The sequence below is a fragment of the Microbacterium aurum genome, from assembly GCF_016907815.1.
In the GTDB taxonomy this organism is placed as follows: domain Bacteria; phylum Actinomycetota; class Actinomycetes; order Actinomycetales; family Microbacteriaceae; genus Microbacterium; species Microbacterium aurum.
In genome coordinates, this window is sequence record NZ_JAFBCQ010000001.1 from 2006264 (window position 1) to 2031094 (window position 24831).

The 24831-nt window shown below is 67.9% G+C and carries 21 protein-coding genes and 2 pseudogenes; 18 read left to right on the forward strand and 5 right to left on the reverse strand.

All coding sequences use genetic code 11. From position 1 onward, the window contains the following. Positions 1-111: 111 nt before the first annotated feature. Positions 112-3657 (reverse strand): MobF family relaxase, encoded by a 3546-nt coding sequence (gene mobF / locus JOD60_RS09955; RefSeq protein WP_076692163.1) that lies wholly within the window; start codon positions 3655-3657, stop codon positions 112-114. 274 nt (positions 3658-3931) lie between these two features. On the opposite strand from mobF, the pseudogene JOD60_RS16750 reads away from it, so the two are divergent. From JOD60_RS16750 to JOD60_RS17340, 3 genes and pseudogenes are all read left to right on the forward strand, one after another. Beyond that, a pseudogene (locus JOD60_RS16750) lies at positions 3932-4324 on the forward strand (DNA cytosine methyltransferase); the annotation flags it as partial. 31 nt (positions 4325-4355) lie between these two features. Next, positions 4356-4796: a hypothetical protein gene (locus JOD60_RS16755; protein ID WP_232321804.1), complete on the forward strand. Its 441-nt coding sequence runs from the start codon at positions 4356-4358 to the stop codon at positions 4794-4796. A 503-nt stretch (positions 4797-5299) separates the two neighbouring features. Then, a complete protein-coding gene (locus JOD60_RS17340) occupies positions 5300-5845 on the forward strand; it encodes a DUF6611 family protein (protein WP_372430959.1) in 546 nt (181 codons plus the stop codon). A gap of 69 nt (positions 5846-5914) precedes the next feature. On the opposite strand, the gene JOD60_RS09965 is transcribed toward JOD60_RS17340, so the two are convergent. Genes JOD60_RS09965 through JOD60_RS09975 form a run of 3 tightly spaced genes read right to left on the reverse strand, consistent with a single transcriptional unit; the run spans position 5915 to position 7589 of the window. Then, positions 5915-6478, reverse strand: a complete 564-nt coding sequence (locus JOD60_RS09965; RefSeq protein WP_157127927.1) for a hypothetical protein — start codon at positions 6476-6478, stop codon at positions 5915-5917. Continuing rightward, positions 6478-7026, reverse strand: coding sequence for a hypothetical protein (locus JOD60_RS09970; RefSeq protein ID WP_076690477.1), 549 nt, complete (start codon positions 7024-7026; stop codon positions 6478-6480). Before JOD60_RS09970 ends, JOD60_RS09965 begins: the two co-directional genes overlap by 1 nt. Further along, complete coding sequence (locus JOD60_RS09975; protein ID WP_076690478.1) at positions 7023-7589, reverse strand: hypothetical protein; 567 nt, start codon at positions 7587-7589, stop codon at positions 7023-7025. Before JOD60_RS09975 ends, JOD60_RS09970 begins: the two co-directional genes overlap by 4 nt. Positions 7590-7969: 380 nt before the next feature. Here JOD60_RS09975 and JOD60_RS17345 point away from each other — a divergent pair, with 380 nt between their 5' ends. The 8 genes and pseudogenes from JOD60_RS17345 (at position 7970) to JOD60_RS10015 (ending at position 17228) form a co-directional block, all read left to right on the forward strand. Further along, positions 7970-8059, forward strand: coding sequence for a potassium-transporting ATPase subunit F (locus JOD60_RS17345; RefSeq protein ID WP_035731468.1), 90 nt, complete (start codon positions 7970-7972; stop codon positions 8057-8059). After that, positions 8059-9732 carry a potassium-transporting ATPase subunit KdpA gene (kdpA, locus tag JOD60_RS09985; protein WP_076690479.1) on the forward strand — a complete coding sequence of 558 codons (1674 nt, stop codon included), beginning with the start codon at positions 8059-8061 and terminating at the stop codon, positions 9730-9732. The genes JOD60_RS17345 and kdpA overlap by 1 nt, the downstream gene beginning before the upstream one ends. Positions 9733-9735: 3 nt before the next feature. Then, positions 9736-11883 (forward strand): potassium-transporting ATPase subunit KdpB, encoded by a 2148-nt coding sequence (gene kdpB, locus JOD60_RS09990; protein ID WP_076690480.1) that lies wholly within the window; start codon positions 9736-9738, stop codon positions 11881-11883. Between the two features lie 26 nt (positions 11884-11909). Further along, positions 11910-12524, forward strand: a complete 615-nt coding sequence (kdpC, locus tag JOD60_RS09995) for a potassium-transporting ATPase subunit KdpC (RefSeq protein ID WP_076690481.1) — start codon at positions 11910-11912, stop codon at positions 12522-12524. Between the two features lie 2 nt (positions 12525-12526). Continuing rightward, positions 12527-15020 (forward strand): annotated as a pseudogene (locus tag JOD60_RS10000) (ATP-binding protein). Next, a complete protein-coding gene (locus JOD60_RS10005) occupies positions 15017-15709 on the forward strand; it encodes a response regulator (protein ID WP_076690483.1) in 693 nt (230 codons plus the stop codon). Before JOD60_RS10000 ends, JOD60_RS10005 begins: the two are co-directional and overlap by 4 nt. 20 nt (positions 15710-15729) lie before the next feature. Beyond that, positions 15730-16125, forward strand: a complete 396-nt coding sequence (locus JOD60_RS10010; RefSeq protein ID WP_076690484.1) for a hypothetical protein — start codon at positions 15730-15732, stop codon at positions 16123-16125. A 173-nt stretch (positions 16126-16298) separates the two neighbouring features. Further along, the gene (locus JOD60_RS10015) at positions 16299-17228 is read left to right on the forward strand and encodes a helix-turn-helix transcriptional regulator (RefSeq protein WP_232321743.1); all 930 of its coding nucleotides are present in this window, start codon (positions 16299-16301) and stop codon (positions 17226-17228) included. Between the two features lie 149 nt (positions 17229-17377). Here the strand turns inward: JOD60_RS10015 and JOD60_RS10020 are convergent, their stop codons facing one another. Beyond that, positions 17378-18601, reverse strand: coding sequence for an IS256 family transposase (locus JOD60_RS10020; RefSeq protein ID WP_076688550.1), 1224 nt, complete (start codon positions 18599-18601; stop codon positions 17378-17380). A 264-nt stretch (positions 18602-18865) separates the two neighbouring features. On the opposite strand from JOD60_RS10020, the gene JOD60_RS10025 reads away from it, so the two are divergent. The 7 genes from JOD60_RS10025 to JOD60_RS10055 all read left to right on the forward strand — a co-directional run bounded on the left by JOD60_RS10025 (position 18866) and on the right by JOD60_RS10055 (position 24829). Then, positions 18866-19954, forward strand: coding sequence for an ArdC family protein (locus tag JOD60_RS10025; RefSeq protein ID WP_076690485.1), 1089 nt, complete (start codon positions 18866-18868; stop codon positions 19952-19954). Continuing rightward, positions 19954-20886, forward strand: a complete 933-nt coding sequence (locus JOD60_RS10030; RefSeq protein WP_076690486.1) for a bifunctional DNA primase/polymerase — start codon at positions 19954-19956, stop codon at positions 20884-20886. The genes JOD60_RS10025 and JOD60_RS10030 overlap by 1 nt, the downstream gene beginning before the upstream one ends. Continuing rightward, the gene (locus JOD60_RS10035) at positions 20886-21548 is read left to right on the forward strand and encodes a DUF2637 domain-containing protein (RefSeq protein WP_076690487.1); all 663 of its coding nucleotides are present in this window, start codon (positions 20886-20888) and stop codon (positions 21546-21548) included. Before JOD60_RS10030 ends, JOD60_RS10035 begins: the two co-directional genes overlap by 1 nt. After that, entirely contained in the window at positions 21545-22006 is a 462-nt protein-coding gene (locus JOD60_RS10040; protein ID WP_076690488.1) for a hypothetical protein, read from the forward strand. The genes JOD60_RS10035 and JOD60_RS10040 overlap by 4 nt, the downstream gene beginning before the upstream one ends. Before the next feature lie 79 nt (positions 22007-22085). Continuing rightward, positions 22086-22952, forward strand: a complete 867-nt coding sequence (locus JOD60_RS10045) for a hypothetical protein (protein ID WP_076690489.1) — start codon at positions 22086-22088, stop codon at positions 22950-22952. Then, on the forward strand, positions 22949-24028 hold the full coding sequence (locus JOD60_RS10050; protein ID WP_076690490.1) for a ParB/RepB/Spo0J family partition protein: 1080 nt from the start codon (positions 22949-22951) through the stop codon (positions 24026-24028). Before JOD60_RS10045 ends, JOD60_RS10050 begins: the two co-directional genes overlap by 4 nt. A gap of 99 nt (positions 24029-24127) precedes the next feature. After that, positions 24128-24829, forward strand: a complete 702-nt coding sequence (locus JOD60_RS10055; RefSeq protein WP_076690491.1) for a hypothetical protein — start codon at positions 24128-24130, stop codon at positions 24827-24829. Positions 24830-24831 lie beyond the last annotated feature (2 nt).

Consider the following 24831-nt stretch of genomic DNA (forward strand, 5'->3'; position numbering starts at 1 on the left):
GGACTGTCCCGAAGGACCCGCAGAGATGTGAAACGCTGCCTCCCTTCCAGGGTACGACTTCCCGGCGACATTCGTAAGGGCAGTTACGGGTTCCGTCCGCCAGCAGGGTGCCTACAGCCTCGGTCCGAGCGGTCGCGTCGTGGTGCGTCGAGGCCGTTCGCGTTCGGTTCGGCCGGTGTCTGACAGCGTGCGGGCGCGGTCGAGGGCTGCGCGGGCGCGGGCGGCGTCGATCTTCTGCGCGTCGTTCTCGGCCGGTGCGCCGAGCGGTGCGGCGTCCGTGATGTCGTAGCGGTCGCGGTACGCGATGACGGTGCGGGCGGCCTGCCGCCATGCGGCCACGGTGCGGAGCTGCTTCGGAGGAGCGCCGAGTGCCTTGGTCCAGCCTTCGTGTTCGGTGAGCGCGGTGTCCAGGAGTGCGTCGGTTCGGGCCTCGATGAGGTCGCGCCGTTCGGTGAGGGCGTGGCGGAACTCGGCGCTCATGATGCCAGTGGCCTCGGGGATGAGCCCGGCGATCAGCCGCGGGGTCTTCCGGGTCCGGCCCGATCCGGCAGGCCGTTGTGTCGCGCGGGCGAGGCGGTAGTGGAGGACGGCGGCGATGTCGTCGGCGTCCTGGAACCCGCGTGCTCGCACCAGGCGAGGCAACAGGTTCTCGATGTCGTGGTTGTTGGCCTCGGCACGGCGTAGTTCTGCGGTGAGTGCCCCGAACGCTGGGGAATGGATCGCGGCTTCTGTCTCCTCGTCGGTGAGCCCGGAGGAGGAGATGAGCGTGAGCCATCGGTCGCGTTGTGCGGCGGCGGCGATCGTCTCGTACTCGCCGGCAAGCTGGCCGATGTTCGCCCAGGTGTCTTGCTCGGCGGTGATGGTCTCGTGTGCGGAGAGCTCGGCGCCGACATGTGAGAGCACGCCGAACAGCACGCTTCGTGCGGTCGCTTCGGTGTTGTCGGCGGGGTGCGGGCCGTCGTGGGAGTCGTCGGGCTTGTCGATGGCGACGTAGGCGATGTTCGTTTGCCTGCCGCGGGTGAGCGCGACATACAGGTTCTCCCTGGTCATGGCGGCGTCGACCACGACGTGCGCGGTGTCGACGGTGATGCCCTGTGCCCGGTGCGAGGTCACGGCATACCCCAGGTCGAGGTGTTCGGCCACATAGTCAGCCGGGAGGACGACCGATGCTCCCCAGCGGGCCGTGGCGCGGCGGAGTGTGAGAGAGCCGTCGTCTCGGACCTCGGTGACCGTCCACCTGTCGCCGTTGCGCACCCACCCGCGGCCGGCGCGCAGGCGGCGATCGTTGCGGCGGCTGATGACGCTGTCACTGACCGCGGCGCGGGTGCCGTCGTGGAGTTCGACTTCGCGGCGGGGGTTCACGGTGCCGTCGAGGATCAGGTCCGTGCGGGCACGCTGGTTGAGGGCGAGGACGGATTCGTTCGAGTCGGAGACCAGCACCGTCGCCTGCCTGGCCTGCCGGTCGGCCCGCCAGGCGGCGTATGCGGCATCGACCATCGCCTCCGTCTCACCGCCGTGGACGCGCTCGTGGTCCAGGTAGGTGTCGATGACCTCGGTGCGGCCATGCCGCAGGCCCAGGGAAGCGGTCTTCTCCCACTCGTTGGCGAAGCGGTGCACGTCGACCAGTTCCGGGGCGTCGTCGCGGTCGCGGACGAGCAGTGAGAACGCACCGCCGGCATCGACGGACTGGAGTTGGGCGTAATCGCCGACCAGCAGCACCTTCGCCCCGGCCTCGGCGGCAAGGCTGGTGATGCGGTCAAGGGACACGGTGCCGGCGAGGGAGGCTTCGTCCACGATGACGAGCTGCCCTATGCCGAACGTGTCGCCGTACATGAGGTGGTTCTGCCACCATTTCGCGGTGTTCTCGGTCTGGATGCCGAGGTCGTCGGCGAGGACCTGCGCCGCGACCGCGGACGGCGCCAGCCCGACCACGCTGCCTGCGCCGTGTTCGTGCTCCCACGCGCGGCGTAGCGCGGACATGGCCGTGGTCTTGCCCGCGCCGGCAGGGCCGACGAGGACATCGACGAGCCGGCCGGAGACGGCGACCTTCGCCAGCGCGGCCGCCTGGTCATCACCGAGGGCGTGGCCCTTCCTGTCCGGTCGCGCCGCGATCTTCTCGACGGTGGCAAGCGGGACGGTCGGGCCGGTGGTCGTGCGGGCACGCTCGAGGAGTCGGTCTTCGGCGGCCAGCAGCGTCTCGGAGGAGAACACCGCCGAGTTCTTCGGCCGGAACACGCTGCTCCCGTCCGGGCGGCGGAACACGGCCGGGCTGGATGCGAGGTCGGGCGGGGTCAGCCGCAGGGATGCGGCTTCGGCGGCGTCCACGACCATCCCGACGATCGCTTCCCGATCCGTGGTGGACGCGAACCTGTAGCGCATCGTCTGCCGCGCCGCCTCGGCCGTGAGGTTCCACCGCCGCCACGTCGATCGCTTCTCGCCCACGACATCCACGACCGACTGCCCGAGCGTGCCGATCACGTCCAACGGCACGTCGTCCGCGCGCAGCAGCAGAGGCGCGTCGTTCGCCGTCACGGTGCGCGCCCATGAGGTTGCGTTCTGCCCGAGGATGCGCCCGGCCCGCGCCCGCCACTCAGCGGTCAGGTCCGCGAGGGAACGAACCTGCTTCTCCGGGCGGGTGCTGAGCGTGGCCTGCGCGCGCAGTTTGATGATCGTCGCCGCAGACGGCTGCCGACCATGCCGGGCGACGTACTCGGCGATCAGTCGATCCTTCTCGACCTCGATGTGCCGGGACCGGGACGAGAACTCTGAGACCAGTTCCTGCGGTACCGAGGCGACCGCCCAGGCGGGGTTGCGGTCGCGGCCCATCTCCCGCGCCTCCCACTCCACGCCGAACGCGCGGGTCAGGTGGTCGGCGAACACCGCCTCGTGCAGCTCCGACAGAGCGACGGTCGCGGCGTGCATCGGACGGCCGTCCAGGCTTCGCCATTTGCCGTCGAGGACGGTCTGCACCTTGTTCGAGATGACGACGTGCGTGTGCAAATGCGGGTCACCCGCACGGGAGTCGTAGTGGTCGAACGCTGTGGCGATCAGCCCGTGGACATCGACCTGCGCAACCGCGCCGTCGCGGCCGGTTGCACCGGCGCGGGTGGCTGCAACCTCCCGCTCCATGAACGCAACCACCTCTGCAACCGCCGCATGATGCGCGTCCGCGATCAGCGCTTGCGTCCCGGCGTCGGCAACCGCCCACAACACGGAGGCGGACTTCGGCACTGAGAACGTGAAGTCGTATCCCGCGACCGCGCGGCGCGTCCCGCGCGCCGCCTCCTCGGCCTGGATCGCTGCGACCGCCTCGGTCCGGGTGGCCGGCCCGATCGTCGGATCGAGGGCCGAGACACGCTCCGCGACGCGCTCGGCCACCGCCCGGTACTCGGGGTACGCCCGGCCCAACGGTGCCCCGGTGATCGGGTCACGCCCCATGCCGACCAAGAGCTGGAGCTGGGCTTCGGAGACCTGATCGCCTTGTGCGATCTGCCCGCCACCGAGAGTCCCAACGCCGGAACCGAGCCAGAAACCGGGCGGGCTTCCCTCCTCGGCGTAGTAGCGCGTCAACGGCGTCGAGAGCGACCTGTCGCCGTCGCCCGCAGCGACGGTGCGCAGCAGGTACTTATAGCCGTCACCCGCCGACATCACACGCATCGAGACCGTCACTCAGGCCGCCTCCCTCCCGCTCGCTGAGGAGGTGAGCGGAGGCGGTCTGTCGCATCAGATGCGACACGGCGAATCGCGCGGCGCCCTCGATCTGCAAGACGCGTGGCAGCTCAGAAGCGGGGACGTAAGCGACGGCTCCGGGATTAGACGGCAGGCGGGGTGACGGGGTCCGGGGAGCGCGGTGAGCACCTGGCAGGTGACCAGCCCGGCGTTGAACTCGTGTGCAGAGGACCGCCAGGATCACCCGATCGGCGGAGTCCGTATGTCAGAAGTCGAGAACACTAACGACGGTCGCCTACGGGTAGGGTCGCTGTTCTCCGGCTACGGCGGGCTCGACCTCGCCGTCGAGGAAATCTTCCACGCCCGCACCATCTGGTTCTCCGAAATCAACCAGCCCATCGCCCGCGTCTTCTCCCACCACTGGCCCGACGCCCCCAATCTCGGCGACATCACCACCATCAACTGGAATACCGTCCCGCCGGTGGACATCCTCTGCGGCGGCTTTCCTTGCCAGGACGTGTCGACGGTCGGGAAGATGGCCGGCCTCAAGCCCGGCACTCGCTCCGGACTCTGGTCTCACATGGCCGCAGCAATCGATGCTCTGCAACCGGAGTGGGTCGTGATCGAGAACGTCCGCGGGCTGCTATCTGCACCCGCGATCCGCACGATCCCCGAAGGAGACAACGATGAGCAACGCAACCCCAGAGGTGCAACTCCCAGCGGCGCAACCCCTCGCGGTGTGGAATCCGACTCGTGGCATGTGGGAGAAACCGCAGCTCGACCTCTTCGGGCAGCAGGAGCAGTTCTGGGAGACCTGGCCGACCTCCGGTGTGACGCGCAATGGATCGGTCTACCCGCCACCGCCATCGGCGCACCCCATCCCCGATACCGGGTCTTCATCCTCGCCCATCGCACTCTTCCGAACCCCACTGGCGTCGGACGCGTCCCGTGGCGGGGAGAGTTTGCAGCAGGTGAAAGCACGGCGGGGCACGATTGCGCTGAGCCATCAGATCATCGACCTTGCCCTCCACGGTCCGAACGGCTACCCGCGCCCAGACGAGTCCGAGAGCCTGTGGTCGTTGATCGGGCAGCTTTTCGACGCTGGGGACGATACGCCGAAGCCGTGACTCGGTGGGAGCAGATCACTAGCCGCGCTGCTCCTTCTCCGGCGATTCTGAGCGACGAGACCGGCCCTCGTCCGGCGCCCCTATTCGTCGAATGGCTTATGGGGCTACCGTCGGGATGGGTGACCGATGCAAGTCATGGGCTCACCACCAACCAACAACTTGCGTCGCTCGGGAATGGTGTTCTCCCGAGGCAAGCTGTCGCGGCTTTGAGAACTGCCCGGAAGATGTTCAACTCTTGAGAGACTCCTGCTTTGCAAGGACCCGCTGGTTGCCGGCATGTTCACCGAGGCTGAGCGCGGCTAAGCTGCTCCCGGTGTCGCATTCGATTGAGATGCGACAGCCAACGGATGGAAACAGGGAGCAGCTCCTACTGTCTTGTGCGGAGCGGCGCGCGGGCGTTGGTGTTGGGATTGCGTTAGCAAGCCGAGGCGATCTGTGGGTTTGCTGCATGGGGTCCGTATGGTGCTCTCGCGGTGATTTCGTGATCGAGCAAGCATCAGTGCATGTCTCTCGTAGGTCCCACAGATAGCCGGGCACCATTTCATAGCGGCTCCCGGCTTCCACGACCCGTGCACTGGGGGTCCGTTTATCACGCTGTTGCGCGTCACGGGGTCGGGACGTCCCGGTTGGTCGTGTACTCGCCGGTGTCGTCAGAGCGTGAACGGTTCTGGGCTCGGTTGGCGAGTGCTTTCGCGCCGGTGGCCCTAAGCGTGGGCCTATTGCTGTGGATTCTGCTTGTCGCGGTTGGCGCGTCTCCTGAGGCGTCGGCGGTCGGTATCGTGCTGGCAGGGGTTTCGACCGGTGCGTTCCTTTGGTGGAAGGCGCGTCCGCTTCGCGGACGCGTGGCAACAGCATGGTCGAGCCGGTTCGTGCTCTGGCCTCGTCGTGATGATGAGGATCGTGAAGAGATGATCATCACGCTGTCGTTGCTGATGGAGCGCGCAACAGAGGATCTTCGTCGAGGGAGGATCACGCGAAGCGTGTACGACCACGTGTGGATGGCCGTCTACGAGGAGACGCATGCACTGTCTCCTGGGAGAGACAAGTAAGCACCCGGACTCGCCCTGAGAGTCGGCGCCCGTGACCATCGATGGGTCCAAGGTAGGGCTTCCGCGACGCTAGAGAAGTGCTTCTGCGGCGGCGGCGGCAATGGATCTGTGTGCGATCTGATCCCAGGAGGTCGCGTAGTGGCTCTCGAGGGGTGTTGTGGTGACCCTCTGGTCTACGCGTTCGGCGAGTGCTTCGGGGTCGGTGCGGCAGGTGGTGACGATTCCGGTGATGCAGATGTCGCGACCGTGGCGCATTTCGATCTCGGCGTGGTGTGCGCAGATCGCTGCGGACAATGCGTTGACGGCGCGGTCAGGGGTCGGTGAGTCAGAGGGGACTTCGACGATGTAGAAGATGTGCCGCACCAGGGGGTGCGTGCGCAGCGGTTTCGTGAGGATGTCGTGCGCTGCTCGGAGCTGACTCCGGAGCGCTTGCCGAGGGTGGTTGGTGTCGGGCACGCGGATTCCCACGATCATGGTTCGCGCCCTCCGATCGTCGAGTGCGCCGTGACTGTGAGGAGCGGCCGCAGCAAGATAGGCGAGGCTGTCGAGCGAGTCGCCGTAGAGGAGCAAACGAGCCTGCCCAGGCTGCGGGCCTGCCGGGGACGAGCGGGTGGTGTGTCGGATGGTGTCCATTATTTGAGGCACCTGCCTTGCCACGGCTCGTCGTCACTGCCCGGGTGGATGCGGGCGGGGTGGCTGGTGATCTGCCCGAGTGCGATCGTGCCTTCGCAGGTGAGGGCGAGGAGGTCACCGGGGGCGCAGGTCTGCGGAAGCAGCACCCTGATGGCGGTCTGCGTGTGCGGGGAGCGCAGCAGGGTCGTCTTGCGGTGCCGCGCGTTCGGGCACTGCAGGGGCAGGACGTCGAGGACGCGGGAGTCGAGGGCGCCAAGGTCGCAGTTGACCGTCAGCTCCATGGGGTGCCGTAGCCCGCGGCGCGGTGTGCGGTCGAGAATCGTTGTAATGACGACAGTTCGGTACTCCTCTCCTCGCGCCGATGCGCTGCTGGGCGCGATAAGGAGGCAGGGGGTGCCGCGCTGTGCTGCGAGGGCGGTGAGTGATTGCGCGCCGATGCTGATGTCGTGGTCAGTGAAGGCGGTGTCTGCGGGCCAGGGCGGGCAGTCCTCGTACAGGGCGGCAAGAGCCATCGCCCGAGAGGAGATCAGCGTGTGCGTGATGCTCATCGGGTCACCGCGAGTTCCCGGACCCGTTCGGCGGGGGCGAAGGCTTCCTGCGGGCGTGGGCGCACGTCGCTGAGCGTGACCGCGCCGGCGCAGGGGACGGCGAGGAGGTCGCCTTGGTGGACGTCTGTAGGAAGGGTGACGATCGGGTACGGCCAGGGCGCAGACCCGGTTTCGCCGGGGATGAGTTCGATGGTGGTGCTCTTCGCGGTCGAGGTGCGGCCGATGAGCCGGCACTCGTCCCAGCACGGGGTCACCCGGTCGAATCCGCAGTCGGTGAGGGCGACGCGTTTATCGGTGTCGGTGTCGATACGGAGGGTGACCTGAAAGATGAGGACAGTGACATCGTTGCCGATCCCCTGAGCGCGCGCCTCGGCCGGTTTCGGGTGGGGCAGGTCTCCGGTGAGCAGCGACGGGGTGCCGCTGATCTCCACCAGCCTTGTCAGGGATACTCCGCCGATCACGACATCTGAGACCGTGGGGACGGTGTGTTCGGGCCAATGTCGGGGTTGGAGGGGGTCGGGGATGCTGAGTCTGAGGGTGGGGAGGATGGCGGTGAGGGTCATGCCTCCACTTCTACGCGGCACCCATCAGGCAGGGAACATCCCCTGACGGAACTCATGCGCCTTCTCGGCCTGCCGCTAACAGCACCACCCTGAGGGGCGGCGACCAGGACCCGTGCCATCAGAGCGCTCTGCGGGCTGTCGTGTTAGCGGGCTGTCAGAGTCCGTCCGATCCTCGTATGGGTTCTGTTAGGACGCCTGTTTCGGGGGTGTGGGCGGGTGTTTGATCGTGAGTTGCGCCCGCTGTTTCGGGTTGCGCGGCTAGTGGTCCTGCTGTCGCTTGTTATCCGAATGGAGCTTGTTGTGCTTGACATCGTCTACGTGCTCGGCGTGATCGCCTTGTTCGTGGTCGTCGGGCTGCTGGGGAAGGCGGTGGAGAAGCTGTGATCGTCTTTGAACTTCTCGCCGCCGGTCTCGGGGTCGCGGCGATCGTGTATCTCGTGTTCGCTCTCGTGAAACCGGAGCGCTTCTGATGACCTGGGTGTACGCGCTTCTCGCCCTCGCCACCGTCGCCATCATCCTGGGCGTGCTCTACCGCCCGTTCGGTGACTACATGGCCTGGGTCTACACGTCCCGCAAGGACTGGAAGGTCGAACGCGGGATTTACAAGATCATTGGCGTCGATTCCAAGACCGAGCAGACTTGGCAGGCGTATCTGCGCAGCGTGCTCGCGTTCTCCGCGATCGGCCTGCTGATCGTATACGGTCTGCAACGTCTCCAACAGTGGCTGCCGTACTCGCTGGGCTTGGAGGCTCCGTCTGAGCATCTGTCATTCAACACCGCAGCCTCGTTCGTCGGCAACACGAACTGGCAGTCCTACTCGCCGGAGCTCACCGTCGGCTACACCGTACAGTTCGCGGGTCTCGCGGTGCAGAACTTCGTGTCCGCCGCCGTGGGTATCGCGGTCGCGATCGCCCTGGTGCGCGGCTTCGCCTACCGACGATCCGGCACGATCGGGAACTTCTGGGTCGATCTGATCCGCGGCACGCTGCGCATTCTGCTGCCGATCGCCGTCGTCGGTGCGATCGTGCTGATGATCGGCGGGGTGATCCAGAACTTCAACGGATTCACCTCCGTCACCACGATCACCGGCGCCACGCAGACGATCCCCGGCGGGCCGACGGCTTCGCAGGAGGTCATCAAGCTGCTCGGCACCAACGGGGGCGGATTCTTCAACGCAAACTCCTCGCACCCGTTCGAGAACCCCACAGCGTGGACGAACGTGTTCGAGGTGCTGTTGATGCTCGTCATCCCCTTCTCCCTTCCCCGCACCTTCGGGCGGATGGTGGGTGACAACCGTCAGGGGTACGCGATCCTCTCCGTGATGGCGATCCTGTACGTAGCGTCGTTCAGCATCCTCACCGCGCTGGAATCCGCCGGCATGGGCACCGCTCCCGAGCTTGCCGGTGGCGCGATGGAAGGCAAGGAACAGCGACTCGGAATCATCGGCTCGACGCTCTTCACCACCACCAGCACGGGAACCTCGACCGGTGCGGTCGCTGCAATGCACGACTCGTACACCGGGCTCGGCGGGATGATGCCGATGCTGAACATGATGCTCGGTGAAGTCACTCCGGGCGGCGTCGGCTCCGGGATCTACGCGATCCTGATCCTCGCGGTCATCGCCGTGTTCATCTCTGGCTTGCTGATCGGACGCACTCCGGAGTACCTGGGCAAGAAGATCGGCCCGCGCGAGATCAAGCTCGCCGCGCTCTACATCCTCGTCATGCCCACCCTGGTGCTGGCCGGTACGGCGCTGAGCTTCGCGATCCCCGGTGTCCGGGAAGAGGTGGAAAACACCTCGATCTGGAACCCTGGCATCCACGGCATGTCCGAGGTGCTGTACGCGTTCACGTCTGCGGCGAACAACAACGGTTCCGCGTTCGCGGGTCTCACCGCGAACACGCCGTGGCTGAACACCACGCTGGGTCTCGCGATCTTGCTGGGACGGTTCGTGCCGATCGTGTTCGTCCTCGCCCTGGCGGGCTCTCTGGCCGCTCAGGACAAGGTTCCTAGCACCTCCGGCACCCTCCCCACGCACCGTCCGATGTTCATCGGGCTGCTGACCGTGGTCACGATCCTGGTGACCGCACTGACCTTCTTCCCCGTTCTCGCGCTAGGTCCGCTAGCGGAAGGGCTGATGTAAACCATGTCCACCATCACCGAACCCCGCCCGAAAACGGCGGGTACCCCCACCCGGAAGGGCGGGTTCACCTGGGAACAGGTCCGGGCAGCCCTGCCCGGCGCGTTCCGCAAACTCAACCCCAAAGAGCAGTGGCGCAACCCCGTCATGTTCCTCGTCTGGGTCGGTGCCGCGCTCACCACGGTCCTCGCCGTCGCTGAGCCGTTCATCGGCGGACCTGCCGATTCCGGCGGCACGGTCGTGCCGTGGTCGTTCACCTGGGCGATCGCGGCGTGGCTGTGGCTGACCGTGCTGTTCGCGAACCTCGCCGAGTCTGTCGCCGAAGGCCGCGGCAAAGCGCAGGCGGAAACCCTCCGCAAGACCCGCACCAGCACCATGGCCAGCCGAGTCACCAGCTACGACCCGAAGGCCGATGCCGCTGCGGAGCGGGCCACAACCACGCAGGTGTCCTCTTCGGATCTCACGCTCGGTGATGTGGTTGTCGTGACCGCGGGTGAGCTGATCCCCGGCGACGGGGACATCGTGTGGGGCATCGCGTCGGTAGACGAGTCGGCCATCACGGGCGAATCCGCCCCGGTGGTACGCGAGTCCGGCGGCGACCGTTCCGCGGTCACCGGTGGCACACGGGTGCTGTCGGATCGGATCGTGGTGCGCATCACCTCCAAGCCGGGTGAGACGTTCGTGGACCGGATGATCTCTCTCGTCGAGGGTGCCGCGCGGCAGAAGACGCCGAACGAGATCGCGTTGAACATCCTGCTCGCGTCCCTGTCGATCATCTTCGTCGTCGTCGCGCTCACCCTGAACCCGATCGCGTCCTACGCGGCCGCCCCCGTGAGCGTCACCGTGTTGGTCGCGCTGCTGGTGTGTCTGATCCCGACGACGATTGGGGCGCTGTTGTCGGCGATCGGTATCGCCGGGATGGACCGGCTCGTGCAGCGCAACGTGCTGGCGATGTCCGGGCGTGCGGTCGAAGCGGCCGGCGATGTGACGACGCTGCTGCTGGACAAGACCGGCACCATCACCTACGGCAACCGGCGCGCCAGCGCGTTCGTCCGTCTCGGCGGGGTGAGGGAGCAGGAGCTGGTCCGTGCCGCCGCGTTGTCCTCGCTGGCGGACCCGACCCCAGAGGGCGTGTCGATCGTCGAGCTCGCCGAGCAGGAGCACGGAGAGTTCGACCGGAACACCACTGGAGAGATCGTCCCGTTCACGGCGCAGACGCGCATGTCGGGCCTGGACCTGCCCGATGGCACCCAGATCCGTAAGGGCGCCGGCTCTGCCGTGATGGCGTGGCTGGAAGAGGGCGGTGAACGGTTGCCGTCGTCGCTGGTCGCGGAGCTCGACGAGTATGTCGAGCGCATCTCCCAGTCCGGCGGCACCCCGCTCGTCGTCGCGACCAAGGACGCGACCGGTGCGGGGCGTCTGCTCGGGGTGGTGCACCTCAAGGATGTCGTCAAGGAGGGGCTGCCGGCGAAGTTCGCCGAGATGCGGGCGATGGGTATCCGCACGGTGATGATCACCGGCGACAACCCCCTCACCGCGGCCGCCATCGCGAAGGAAGCCGGCGTCGACGACTTCCTCGCCGAAGCCACCCCGGAGGACAAGCTCGCCTACATCCGTAAGGAGCAGGAGGGCGGGAATCTCGTCGCGATGACCGGTGACGGCACCAACGACGCCCCGGCGCTGGCGCAGGCCGATGTCGGGGTCGCGATGAACTCCGGCACGTCGGCGGCGAAAGAGGCCGGGAACATGGTCGACCTCGATTCCGACCCGTCCAAGCTCATCGACGTGGTGCGGATCGGGAAGCAGCTGCTGATCACCCGCGGGGCGTTGACGACGTTCTCGATCGCGAACGATATCGCGAAGTACTTCGCGATCATCCCCGCGATGTTCATGGGCGTGTTCCCGCAGCTCGCCGCGCTGAACATCATGGGCCTGCACTCGCCTGCCTCGGCGGTGCTGTCGGCGATCATCTTCAACGCGATCGTGATCGTGTTCCTCATCCCGCTCGCGTTGCGTGGAGTGAAGTACCGGCCCGGGAACGCGTCCAGCATCCTCGGCCGCAACCTCGCCATCTACGGGCTGGGCGGCGTGGTCGCCCCGTTCGTCGGGATCTGGTTGATCGACCTGCTCGTCCGGCTCATCCCCGGCTTCTGACACACCTTCGGAAAGAAGAGAACATCATGAACACACAAGCTCGTGGAGTCGGGCGCACCATCTGGGTCGCCACCCGCGCCATGGCGCTCCTGACCCTTGTCCTAGGTGTCGGCTACACCCTGGTGATCACCGGCATCGGGCAGGTCGCTTTGCCCGCCCAGGCCAACGGGTCGATCATCACCAACCAGGACGGTGACCCGGTCGGGTCGTCGCTGATCGGCCAGTCCTTCACCGACGCGGACGGCAACCCGCTGCCCGAGTACTTCCAGTCGCGGCCCTCCGCCGCCGGCGACGGGTACGACGGAGGCGCCTCCTCCGGGTCGAACTACGGGCCGGAGAACGAGGACCTGATCGCCGCGATCACCGAACGCAAAGCCCAGGTCGCAGAGTTCAACGGCGTCACCGAGGCCGAAGTCCCCGTGGATGCGGTCACCGCGTCCTCGTCGGGACTGGACCCGCACATCAGCCCCGCGTACGCGCAGATCCAGATCGACCGGGTCGCCGACGCACGCGGGATCCCCGTGGAGCAGGTACGGGAGCTCGTCGCGGCACACACCCAGGGCCCGGATGCCGGGTATTTGGGAGAATCGAGGGTGAACGTTCTGGAACTGAACCTCGCCCTGGACGAGTTGGAGGACTGATCATGCCGAAACGGGGGCAGCTTCGGGTGTTGCTCGGCGCTGCCCCCGGCGTCGGCAAGACCTTCACCATGCTGGAAGAAGGGCGACGCCTCCTCGGGAACGGGAAAGATGTCGTCGTCGGGATCGTGGAAACCCACGGCCGCGCCGCGACGGCGGCGATGACCGCGGGAATCCCGGCCGTCCCGCGCACACGCATCGAACATCGCGGGGTTGCCCTCGAGGAGATGGACCTGCAGGCGGTGCTGGATCGTCGCCCCGGTATTGCGCTCGTCGACGAGCTCGCGCACACCAACGCGCCCGGCTCGAAGAACGACAAACGCTGGCAAGACGTCGAAGAACTCCTCACCGCCGGCATCGACGTCATCTCCACCCTCAACATCCAGCACATCGAATCCCTCAACGACGTCGTCGAACAGATCACCGGCGTCCCGCAACGAGAGACCGTCCCCGACAGCTTCCTCCGCGGTGCGGAACAGATCGAGGTCGTCGACCTCGCCCCGCAAGCGCTCCGCGACCGGCTCAGCGGCGGATTCGTGTACCCGGCTGAACGCATCGACGCCGCCTTGTCGAACTACTTCCGCCTCGGGAACCTCACCGCGTTGCGTGAGCTCGCCCTGATCTGGCTCGCGGACGAGGTCGATCAGGCGCTGAAGGGATACCGCAAGGATCACGGCATCGACAGCACCTGGGAAGCCCGCGAACGCGTCGTCGTCGCCCTCACCGGCGGCCCCGAAGGCGAGACGCTGCTGCGCCGCGGCGCGGATCGCGGCCCGCTCCGCCGGCGGCGAGCTCATCGCTGTGCACATCACCAGTCAAGACGGGCTCCGCAGCGGGAACCCGGCGACCCTTGCCGAGCAGCGTGCGCTCGTCGAGAAACTCAACGGCACCTACCATCAGGTCATCGGGGAGGACATCCCCACCGCGCTGGTGGAGTTCGCCCGCTCGGTCAACGCCACGCAGCTCGTTCTCGGTGCCAGCCGCCGTGGACGCGTCACCGCCGCGTTTACCGGACCCGGGATCGGCGCGACCGTCGTCCGTGAATCCGGGGACATCGACGTGCACATGGTCAACCATGCTGCCGCCGGCAAACGCTTCACCCTGCCCCCTCTGACCGGAGCGCTCACCCGTAAACGACGCATCCTCGGGTTCGTGGTCGCGCTCCTGGGCGGGCCCGCGCTTACCGCACTGCTGAGCGTGTTCCGCAGCGAAGACTCGATCACCACCGACGTCCTCAGTTACCAGCTCCTGGTCGTCGTCGTCGCACTTGTCGGAGGGATCTGGCCAGCCCTGTTCGCCGCCGTCCTGTCGGGGATCACGCTCGATTTCCTGTTCATCGAACCGCTGTACACGATCCACATTCACCAGCCGCATCATCTGCTGTCCCTGGTCCTGTACGTCCTTATCGCGGGCCTGGTGAGTTTCGTCGTCGACCGGGCTGCCCGTTACACCCGAGCCGCCCGACGCTCCGCCGCCGAATCTGAACTCATCCAGACCATCGCTGGCAGCGTCCTTCGCGGAGACAACGCGATCCAAGCACTCATCGACCGCACCCGCGAAGCCTTCCAACTCCCCGGCGTGCGGCTCATGCGCGGCGAAGACGTCCTCGCCCGGTCCGGGGAACCGCTGCCCGACAATTATCACGCCAGTATCCGGATCACCGACGACACCACCTTAGAACTGCACGGCCCGGACCTTGCCGCGTCCGAGCAACGCCTCCTTGCCGTCGTCACCGCGCAACTCGCCGCGACCTTGGAACACGAGCACCTCACCGAGACGGCGAAGCAGATCGAGCCGATCGCGGCATCGGATCGGGTGCGCGGTGCGCTCCTGTCCGCGCTCAGTCATGATCTGCGTCGCCCGCTCGCGGCTGCATCCGCCGCTGTCGGGGGTCTCAAAGCGGCAGGGCCCGACTTGGCGTCCGCGCAGAAGAGGGAACTGCTCGACACCGCCGAGGAGAGCCTCGGCGCTCTCGCGACTCTGGTCACTGACCTCCTCGATGTCAGCAGGCTGCAGGCGGGCGTGCTCACTATCGCGGAGATCCCGACCGATCCCGCCGAGACCATCGCGCCCGCCCTCGACGAACTCCACCTCGGGCCCACCGACGTGACTCTCGCGCTGAATCACGGTGACGCGGTGGCGCATGCCGACCCGGTCCTGCTTCAACGTGTGCTCGTCAACCTCCTCACCAATGCGCACCGCTACAGCCCGGCCGGCACCCCCATCCACGTCAGCACCAGCACGTTCGGAGACCGTCTCGAAATCCGTATCGTCGACCGCGGACCCGGCATCCCGCCCGAGAAACTGGACGATATCTTCCTGCCGTTCCAACGCCTCGGCGACACCGACAACACCACCGGCCTGGGCCTGGGCCTTGCCCTCTCGCGCGGTTTTATCGAAGCCATGCACGGCACCCTCACCCCCGAGGACACCCCCGGTGGCGGACTCACCATGGTCATCTCCCTCCCCACGATCTCCACGAGCCAGGAGCCGTCATGAAGATCCTCATCGCCGACGACGACCCCCAGATCCTCCGCGCCCTGCGCATCACCCTCACCGCCAAGGGGTACCAGATCTTCACCGCAGCCGACGGCGCCCAGGCGATTACGGCAGCCATCGACCATCACCCGGACATCTTCCTCATCGACCTCGGCATGCCCGAACTCGACGGCATCGAAGTCATCCACGGCATCCGCGGCTGGTCCCAGGCCCCCATCCTCGTCGTGTCCGGCCGCGCCGGTGCCGCCGACAAGGTCGAAGCCCTCGATGCCGGCGCCGACGACTACATCACCAAACCCTTCGCCGTCGAAGAACTCCTCGCTCGCATCCGCGCCCTTACACGGCGTGTTCCCCAAGAAGACGCTACGCCCGTGGTGCACCTCGGCAACGTCACCATCGACCTCGCCGCCCACAGCGTCACCCGCGACACCTCCGACGGGCAGAAACAGATTCGGCTCACCCCCACCGAGTGGCAGTTCATCGACATCCTCATCCGCAACGCCGGGAAACTCGTCACCCGCCAAACCATCCTCACCACCATCTGGGGCACCGAACACGCCGAAGACACCGGCTACCTCCGCCTCTATGTCTCCCAACTCCGCCGCAAACTCGAAGAAGACCCCAGCAACCCTGCCCACCTGCTCACCGAACCCGGCATGGGCTACCGGCTCGACGGCATGACCATCTAGCCTCAAAGCACGCCGCAGCGATGAGCATCACCGACACCATCGGCATCATTGGCGAAATGCTGTCCTGGATCGGTGCAATCATCGGCATCCCCTTCCTGATCGCAGCGCTCATCATCGCCGCCATCGATGGTCCGCGCACCCCAACGAACGTCACCATCGTCGAGGACCTCGATCAGCAGCAGATCGCGATATGGAGCGCGAAGGAACGCACCTATACGCGCCCCCTCACACCCCGCGATGATCTTCGCGACCACGATTCGACCACCGTCACCGGATACGTTCCCGAACGCCGGCCCGACCGACTCCGCCTGCACAAACGCTCCCACCCGGAACGTCTCTGCCAGACCCTAGCGATCACCATGCTCTGCACCGCAGCAGTAGGATTCCTCGCATCTCTCCTCCCGATGGTCTGGTGACCTTACCTCGGCGCAAACTGCACGCAAACTGTTCAACGTGAGGTAGCCGTTAGGGTTCTGGCAAGCGTCATATGAGTACCGTTAGGGGTACTCGATTCTCAGACGCGAGTGCCCTTCGATTGCCAACTATGACTGGCGATGTTCGGTGGGAGGGGCCTACGGAGTCTGCTGGTGTGCCGGCGGCGCCGGTGGCCGCGTTCTCGCCGTTGCTCGCCCGAACGCAAGTCGCGCACGATCCGGTTGAGCCAATCGCTTTCGATTGCGTCAAGTTCATTGTCATACGGGCGGGTCGGGCTCGACTCTTCAGTGAGTTTGGCGCGCACTTTGTCAGCGTCGGTGATGTCGTTGTTCTGGCGGCAAACACTCTCTGTGGTGCTGAACCCGACGGGTGGGTAGCGACCACGACGCTCTATCTCGACCGAGACTATGTCATTGACCAAGTGTTTTGGCAGTACGCTTCACGGTTCCAAGAGCGACTCGACGCGAGCCAGTTCCTCGATACGCATTATGCGGAACCCACCCAGGTTCTGCGCATCGGTAAGCACCGGGCGGGGCTGATGATGCCGTGGCTTGACGAGTTGGCTGCGTTGAGTGTCGAGGGCGTGCCTCCTGATCGTTTCTATCGGGCGCAATCGCTAGTTTCTGCCGTATTCGATGTCTTGGTTCCGTTTCTCGTGGTCGCCAATGAGGGAACCGCTGTCGCGCGGCGAAACGCGTCGGTTCCCACCGTGCCGCGGCATCGCCTCTTCCGCCCTGTACGTCCTGAGGCGTTGGATATTGCACGGTCCTTGCGTGTGGAGTTGGATCGTCATTGGACGGTGACCGAGCTCGCGGCGCGAGCGCATCTGTCGGTGTCTCAGCTGCGTCGAGTTTTCGTCGATGCGTTTGGGAAATCGCCGATCTCGTACCTGACGATGCTCCGTGCCGAACGAATGGCCCACCTCCTGCGCGTGGAGAATTCACCTATCTCGGACATCGCCGCCAGGGTGGGTTGGAACGACCCTGACTTCGCTGCACGTCAGTTCCGCAGGAGCATCGGCGTGTGCCCGTCGGAGTATCGCAGAATCAGCAGTGGTGCTCCGGCACGCTCAAACCCTGACTGAACGCGCGTATGCCCAGGCGAAACGCTCATGTTTTGGTGCTCAGATCGCCAGGGCGCCAGCGGATGATGTAGACCGAGTTTGACCACGTCGGGGGTGACGTCCCGCTGGTTGGTGGAGTTTCTCGACACCGTGCGGGTCAGCTTCTGTGATTATGCCGCAGCGAGTTCGGGGATCGCGACCTCCTCTGCTTCGACTTGCAGGAGCTTCATGGAGTGTTCGCTGAAGTAGCGGCGGTCGGCGCCGTCCCATTCGTCGTGTTGCTCGATGAGGACGTGCCCGGCCAGGCGCAGTAGCGCGGCGGGGTTGGGGAAGGTTCCGACGACGTCGGTGCGGCGTTTGATCTCCTTGTTGACGCGTTCGAGCGGGTTCGTGGACCAGATCTGCCGCCAGTGCTGCTGCGGGAATCCGCAGAACGCGAGGATGTCGTTCTTGGCGTCCTCGAGCATGTCCGCGACCTTCGGATGCGACCTGGCGAGCATGCGGACGACCTCGTGGAACTGCGCGAACACGTGCTCCGTGTCCGGCTGCGCGAAGATCGTGCGGATGATCGACGCGACCATCGGGCCAGCCGTCTTCGGGACGTTGGCGAGCACGTTCCGCATGAAATGCACTCGGCAGCGTTGCCAGGCGGAGCCGACGAACACGGTCTCGATCGCTGCGATCAGCCCGGTGTGCGCGTCGCTGATCACGAGCTTCACCCCGTCCAGCCCACGCGCCTTCAACGAGCGCAGGAACGTGGTCCAGAACGGCTGCGACTCGGTGTCTCCGACCTCGAAGCCGAGCACCTCCCGCCGCCCGTCGGCCGCGACTCCCACGGCAACGACGACCGCCTGCGAGACCACCCGCCGGCCGACCCGGGCCTTGCAATAGGTCGCGTCGAGGAACACGTACGGGTAGGCGCTGTCGGCGAGGGGCCGGTCCCGGAACGCCGCGACGTCCTCGTCGAGGTTGCCGCAGATCCGCGACACCTCCGACTTGGAGATGCCGGTGTCCGCGCCCAGCGCCTTGACGAGGTCGTCGACCTTGCGGGTCGAGACGCCGTGGACGTAGGCCTCCATCACGACCGCGAACAACGCCTGATCGACCCTCCGGCGGCGTTCCAGCAGCGACGGGAAGAAGGACCCGGCCCGCAGCTTCGGGATCCGCAGCTCCAGATCCCCGGCTGTCGTCGACAGGGTGCGGGGCCTGGAGCCGTTGCGGACCGCGACGCGGCCCTCGGTGCGCTCATACGGGGCGGCGCCGATGAACGCCGCCGCTTCCGCGTCGATCAGCTCCTGATAGAGCGTCTCGGTCGCGACTCGGATCCGGTCGGTGACATCGGTGAGTTTCAGTTCCCCGAGGAGCTCGAGGAGGGCAGACTGGTTAAGAGCCATCGTGCGTTTGTGTCTTCCTGTGAGTGACTTTGATCGGTACTCACTGACCATCGCACGATGGCTCACCAACGTCTACGACGCCGACGACCCTGCCGGAAAACCCACCACCCCAGGGGACGTCACCACGTCGGGTTCAGCGCTGCGCCTGGCGGTCGCCAACTTTGCCCGTCGTCCGTCTCGACCTTCGCTGTTCCTCTTGGCGCACCTTCTGGTCGCAGGAGTCATCCGCCGTGTGCGGTGTGACACGCCGGGAGGAGGACACCGATGGCCGCGACCGAGGATCAGCGGGCCGCGCGGGATGCGAAGCTCGACGCGCTGCATGAACGGCTGGCGGCTGCGGTCGGTCAGCTTTCCTCCGGGGACGACTGGCGTCGCGCGCTCGAGTTCGCAGCCCGGTTCCGGTCGCGGTCGTTTGGGAACACGCTGCTGATCTGGGCTCAGCATCTCGACGCTTTCGAGCAGGGGCGGGTGTCGGCGCCGGAGCCGACGTATGTCGCCGGGTACAAGCAGTGGCAGACACTCGGCCGTCAGGTGGAGAAGGGCCAGCCGGGGTACATGATCTTCGCCCCGGTGACGGGCCGGTTCGCGTCCTCGACCCCGCGGGACTCGTTGTCGTGGCGCCGGCTGGGGCGGTTCGAGAAGCCGAAGCCGGGCGAGGCGGTGCGCTCCCGGATGGTCGGCGCGAAGCCGGCCTATGTCTGGGACGTGTCGCAGACGACGGGTGATCCGATCCCTGAGCGCGCTGCGCCGGTGCTGCTGGAAGGCGCCGCGCCCGAAGGGCTATGGGAGGGCTTGGCCGGCCTGGTGGAAGCGGAAGGATTCGCGGTGCTGCGGGTCGAGCGCGCCGGGCTGATCCACGGCGCGAACGGCCTGACCGACTACACGAATCGCACGGTCTCGGTGCGGATGGACATGGACGATGCCGCGCAGGTGAAGACCCTCGCGCACGAGCTCGCGCATGTGCGCCTGCACGGCCCCGACAACCCGGATGCGACACGGCATCGCGGGATCGGGGAGGTGGAGGCGGAGTCGGTGGCGTTGATGATCGGCGCCGCGCACGGCATGGACACCAGCTCGTACACGATCCCGTATGTGTCGGGGTGGGCCGGGACGGTGAAGGACAAGGACCCCGCCGAGGTGGTGCAGGCCACCGGAGAGCGGGTCCGCAAGACCGCCGGGGCGATCCTCGATGCCCTCCCGACCGTGCAGCTCGGCGGAGGCGACCCGCCCGGCCTGAACCGCGACGCCCCGCGTACCGAACGCCCTGCGCGGGCGGAGCGGCCTGCGACGGCGGCGCGGGTGGAGCCGGCGCGGGCGTCTCGGGCGGCGGATACCGCGGTGAGGGGCTTGTGATGCGGGCCGCGTCGCTGTTCACCGAGGCAGCGGGCCTGCCGTTGCCTGCGGCCGCGGCACGGTTCGCGGACGCTGGGGTGCCGGTGTTCCCGTGCGTGCCGGGCGGCAAGCGCCCCCTGACCGGGCACGGGTTCCACGACGCGAGCACCGATCCCGCCCAGGTGTCGGCGTGGTGGCGACGGTGGCCGGGCGCGAACATCGCCGTCCCCACGGGGGCGCCGTCCGGGCTGGTGGTGGTGGATGTGGACGTGCACGGCCCGGTCGACGGGCGGGCGAGCTTCCGCCGTGCCGGCGACGCGGGTCTGGTCGAGGGTTGGGAGCTGCTGGTGCGCACCCCCACGGGCGGCATGCACGCCTACTACCCGGCGACACCGGGCACCGCGCAACGGTCCTGGCAGGCCGGGCGCGCGGGAGTCGATTTCCGTGGCGACGGCGGATACATCATCGTCCCGCCCTCGTCCCGACCCATCGGCGCCGCCACGGTCGGATACCGCATTGTCCAGGTCGCCCCCGGCCCGGGACGCGAGCCGGATGCGGGCAGGTTGCGGGACTTCCTCGACCCCCACCCTCCGATCCGCCCCCGTCCGGTCGGCGGGCAGCGGGTGGGTCGGGAGGATGCGGAGCGGTTGGCGCGGTGGGTGGACCGGCAGGACACCGACCGCAATCTCAAACTGTTCTGGGCGTCGTGCCGACTGGCCGAAGGCGGCGTCCCGCTCGCTGATGCCCTCGATGCGGTGCTGACGGCAGCGAAGTCGGACTTTGGGCCGCGGGAGATCACCGCGACCGTCCGATCCGCCTACCGCGCCGTTCACCCCGACCCCGTCAGGCGCACGACGACCTCCGCGACGCAGACCGCGTCACCGGCAGGGGTCGGCTGGTTCGACCGCCGCCCCGGGTCGGCCCGCCCGGCCGTACCGGGGAGGGGGTTGTGATGGCGGTTCAGGCGGGGAGGCGGTGGGCGGTGGTGACCGCGGCGGGCGGGACGGTGTTCATCGCCGCGGGAGCGTTCTGGCTGTCGTTCACCGCTCTGGCGGACCTGGCCCGGCGTTCCGGGATCGAGGCGGGGCAGGCGTGGGCGTGGCCGCTGATCGTGGACGGCATCATCGTGGTCGCAACCGTCGCCGTGGTCGCCCTGGCCGGGCACCGGCAGGCGTGGTACCCGTGGGGGCTGCTGGCCGCCGGAGCGGTGGTGTCGGTGACGGCCAACGCGATCCATGCCGTCGTCGCCGCCGACGCCGACGTGCCGGCGGTGCTCGCCGCGTCCGTCGCGGCGGTGCCCCCGCTGGTGCTGCTGGCGATCACCCACCTCACCGTCATCCTCACCCGCCCCGTCCCCGCGCCCGCATCCGACCCTTCTGCCGAGCCGCCGACAGCGGCGGATGTCCCCGTGGGTCAGCCGGTGATGCCGTCCGTCCCGGTGGCGACGGCGGCGGTATCGCGGGGTGAGGGGCGTGAGGCGGCGGTGCTGCTGCGGGACGAGGAGGGCTGGTCGAACAAGCAGATCGCCCGCCACCTGGGCGTGCACCCGTCCACGGTGGGCCGCTGGTTCGCCCGGCCGGCGATGACCGGCCCCGACTCGGAGGAGACAACATGAACGACGACAACCAGACCCCTGCCACGCACGAGCAGCATCCCGTTCCCGTCCGCCAGGGACACCGCGATGAGTCGGCGCCGGCGACCGAGGAGCCGAGGCGAGGCGGGGACGGGGAGGTGTCGGAGTTGGCCCGGCATGGCGACCCGTCCGTGACGAAGCCGAAGGCCGACGCGGAGGCGGGGCGGCGACGGTCGGGGGTGGAGTGGGTGCGGCCCACCGATCTGCTGGCCGCGCGGACGGGCAGGGTCGCCGAGCAGGGCATCGACTTCCATGCCGAGCTCGCCCGCCGAGCCCGCCGGGCCCCCGGACAGGCGTACCGGGGTGCGCGCACCGTCGCCCGCTCAGGGGCACGGGTGGTGAGCGAGAGGGCACGTCGCCTGCCCCCGGTGACTGCATTCGGTCGCGGCGGGAGCCCCCGGCACTCGTGGGTGTCGCGGTCCGGAATCGGGTTGGGGTAGCCGTGTCCACCCCGGATCGGTCGACGCGCACGGCGTCGGGTGGGAGTCCTGGTGCACCTGCTGTGCAGGAGGTTGTGTGATGACACCGGAAAGCCCCCGCGAACAGCGGGCGAGATTCGAGGACTCGGAGGCGCTGCGCGCGCTCCTGAACCGGCTGCACGAGGCGGGCAAGGGCGCGTGGCGGCACGACCCGGAGGCCGCCTTGCTGATGCGGCACGCCGCCGACAAGTACGCCGCGCTCGCCAAGAAGCACGGTCTGGACCCGTGGGAGGCTGCCTCGGCCGCGTTCGAGGCTATGCGGGGAGCGGCGACCCGCCGCGCGGATGACCCGTGGGCGGTGGTCACCCGCGCGGTACAGGTGACTTGCATCGGCGAGGAACGCGGCAACGGGCTGCTGTGCTCGGTGCACCAGGCACGCCGCCCCCGCTACTCGGTGTTCCACGACGCCGAGCGGTTCAGCGACCGGGAGAACCCGCTGCCCGACTACCACCCCGCCTTTCACATCGCCCCCTTCGCCGACACCGACACCGACGATGAGGAGAACGGTGGTGAGGTGGTGCCGGAGCGTGCGGTGAACGTCACCGCCGCGGTGGAGGACACGATTGCGCTGCTGTCCTGGGTGGGCTGGGAGCCGGCGACGGCACGAGCCGCGGTGGAGTACATCACCGGACGGCTTGCGGAGTCCGTCTCGCGGGCGTCGGCGTTCGAGACGCTGCGCCGCGACCGGCAGGCCCGCGCCCTGCTGGACCTGCCGGGCTCGTCGTGGACGACGCTGCTGCGGATCGTGCTCGGCCACCCCGACCCTGCACTGTCCGGCACCAACACCGGGCGCGGCCTGCTGCTACGGCTGCTGAACGGCGAACCCCTCCGCGCGCTGCTGCGCGACGACGACCTCGTACTCACCGCAGGGCTCGCCGCCCCCGACACCGGGGACGATCTGCCATGAGCACCACGCCCGGCGGACACATCGAGCTGGAGCGGGCCGTCGATGCCATCGGCGTCGGGTCTCGGCACCGGCAGGACTACGGCGACCTGGCACCGCTGGTCGAGTCGATCCGCCGCAACGGGCTGCTGCAACCGATCACGATCACCCTCGACGGGCACCTGATCTGCGGTGCCCGCCGCCTCGCGGCGATCCGCCAGCTCGGGTGGAAGACCGTCAACGTGTGGGTCCGGTCCGGGGTGTCCGACCGGCTCGGGCAACTCCTGGCCGAGCAGGACGACAACCTGCTGCACAAACCGCTGACCCAGCTCGAAGCCGCCGCCCTCTACCGGGAGCTCAAAGCCCTCCTGACCGAAGGGGCCACGCTGCGACAGGAGGCCACCCGATTCCAGCCCGCCGGCGCGAACGAGAAGAACGGTGCCGTTAACTTAACGGCACCGTGGGCGGGCTTTGGGGAGGCGGCGGTGCAGGCCGCGCAGATGGTCACCGGCCGCGACTCCCACACCACGATGGAACGCATCGTGCGCCTCGAAGACCTCGCCGCCGACCCCGACCAGCCCGACGCTGTCCGGCAGCGTGCGGCGGAGGAGGTGGAGCGGATCAGAGCCGGCGGGAAGGTCTACCCCGCTCACCTGCGCATGAACGCCGAACTGTCCCTCGCCGAGCTCGACCAGCTCGCCGCCGACCCCACCCAGCCGGCGGAGCTGTGCGAGCAGGCCAGGGCGGAGGCCGCCGGTGTGCGGGCCGCGGAACGGGACGCGCGCGCTGTGGAGCTGGAGCACCTCGCCAAAGACGCGCTCGCCCGCGTGCGAGCGGCGAAGAAGACGGGCCGCAAACCCCGTCCCCGGCTCACAGCGGTCGAGCCGGGCGAGGTGGTGCCGTACCCGCTGACCGTCTTCCTCGCGATCTGGGACGACCTCGCCGGCTGGTGGACCCACCACGACCCCGCCGAGGTCGGCCCGGCGCTCACCGACGAGCAATGGGCGCGGTTCGAGGACACCATCGCCGGCACCGTCGCGTTCGCTGACGCCGCACGCGCGTCCCGGCAGGCACAGCGCCTGGGCGAACACATCGCCTGACCGGCACCGACCTGACCGGCGCCGATTTGATCGGCTCTCGGGGTGGCGGGGTGCACCTTCCTGGCGACCACTTCTGTCGCCTTCTGGGAGGACCCTCGCATGGACCCCACCGCCCCTGCCGATGATCGTCGCCGCCGCCGTGTGCTGATCGCCCTGATCGCCGCAGGTCTCGTCCTCGCCCTGCTGGTCAGTGTCGGCATCTACGGGCTGCTGCGCGGCCCCGCACCCCGCACAGAACCCGCCCCCACCGGCACGGCGGCCCCGACCATCACGGCCCCGCCAACCGGAACGTCCCCGGCCGGGCCAGCGCCCGTGTCACAGCTCGGCGGGCCGGAGACGTTCGCCCGTCAGGTCGCCCAGGCACTATTCGGCTGGGACACCACCAACGGGTACGGCCCGGCCGACTACGCCCAGGTCATCGTGGATGTCGCCGCCGGCGAAGAGGCGGACGCGCTGGCCGGCGACGTCCGCGCCTACCTGCCCGGCGCCGAGGCGTGGGCGCAGCTCCGACAGCACCAGACCCGGCAATGGCTGAGCATCCAGGAGATGTTCGTGCCGGAGGCGTGGGAGACCGCGACCTCGCAGGCAGCCCCCGGCCAGATACCCGAAGGGGCCGTTGCCTACACCATCGAGGGGACCCGGCATCGGGACGGCACCTGGGGCACCGAACCCGTCGAGGCCTCCCGCCCGATCGTCTTCACGGTGTTCATCGTCTGTGCCCCGGTTGTCACCAACCGAGGGATCACCGGCACGCACTGTGAGCTGCTGCGGCTGTCCCAGCTCGACAACCCCCTGCGATAGAC

Excerpts from the sequence above, each read along its gene's own strand:
- mobF (WP_076692163.1), bottom strand. The coding sequence starts at position 3,657 with ATGCGTGTGATGTCGGCGGGTGACGGCTATAAGTACCTGCTGCGCACC.
- JOD60_RS10025 (WP_076690485.1), top strand. The coding sequence starts at position 18,866 with ATGGCCGCGACCGAGGATCAGCGGGCCGCGCGGGATGCGAAGCTCGAC.
- JOD60_RS09965 (WP_157127927.1), bottom strand. The coding sequence starts at position 6,478 with ATGGACACCATCCGACACACCACCCGCTCGTCCCCGGCAGGCCCGCAG.
- JOD60_RS09970 (WP_076690477.1), bottom strand. The coding sequence starts at position 7,026 with ATGAGCATCACGCACACGCTGATCTCCTCTCGGGCGATGGCTCTTGCC.
- JOD60_RS10035 (WP_076690487.1), top strand. The coding sequence starts at position 20,886 with ATGGCGGTTCAGGCGGGGAGGCGGTGGGCGGTGGTGACCGCGGCGGGC.
- JOD60_RS10020 (WP_076688550.1), bottom strand. The coding sequence starts at position 18,601 with ATGGCTCTTAACCAGTCTGCCCTCCTCGAGCTCCTCGGGGAACTGAAA.
- kdpA (WP_076690479.1), top strand. The coding sequence starts at position 8,059 with ATGACCTGGGTGTACGCGCTTCTCGCCCTCGCCACCGTCGCCATCATC.
- kdpC (WP_076690481.1), top strand. The coding sequence starts at position 11,910 with ATGAACACACAAGCTCGTGGAGTCGGGCGCACCATCTGGGTCGCCACC.
- JOD60_RS17340 (WP_372430959.1), top strand. The coding sequence starts at position 5,300 with ATGTCTCTCGTAGGTCCCACAGATAGCCGGGCACCATTTCATAGCGGC.
- JOD60_RS09975 (WP_076690478.1), bottom strand. The coding sequence starts at position 7,589 with ATGACCCTCACCGCCATCCTCCCCACCCTCAGACTCAGCATCCCCGAC.
- JOD60_RS10055 (WP_076690491.1), top strand. The coding sequence starts at position 24,128 with ATGGACCCCACCGCCCCTGCCGATGATCGTCGCCGCCGCCGTGTGCTG.
- JOD60_RS16755 (WP_232321804.1), top strand. The coding sequence starts at position 4,356 with ATGAGCAACGCAACCCCAGAGGTGCAACTCCCAGCGGCGCAACCCCTC.
- JOD60_RS10030 (WP_076690486.1), top strand. The coding sequence starts at position 19,954 with ATGCGGGCCGCGTCGCTGTTCACCGAGGCAGCGGGCCTGCCGTTGCCT.
- kdpB (WP_076690480.1), top strand. The coding sequence starts at position 9,736 with ATGTCCACCATCACCGAACCCCGCCCGAAAACGGCGGGTACCCCCACC.
- JOD60_RS10005 (WP_076690483.1), top strand. The coding sequence starts at position 15,017 with ATGAAGATCCTCATCGCCGACGACGACCCCCAGATCCTCCGCGCCCTG.
- JOD60_RS10040 (WP_076690488.1), top strand. The coding sequence starts at position 21,545 with ATGAACGACGACAACCAGACCCCTGCCACGCACGAGCAGCATCCCGTT.
- JOD60_RS10045 (WP_076690489.1), top strand. The coding sequence starts at position 22,086 with ATGACACCGGAAAGCCCCCGCGAACAGCGGGCGAGATTCGAGGACTCG.
- JOD60_RS10050 (WP_076690490.1), top strand. The coding sequence starts at position 22,949 with ATGAGCACCACGCCCGGCGGACACATCGAGCTGGAGCGGGCCGTCGAT.
- JOD60_RS10010 (WP_076690484.1), top strand. The coding sequence starts at position 15,730 with ATGAGCATCACCGACACCATCGGCATCATTGGCGAAATGCTGTCCTGG.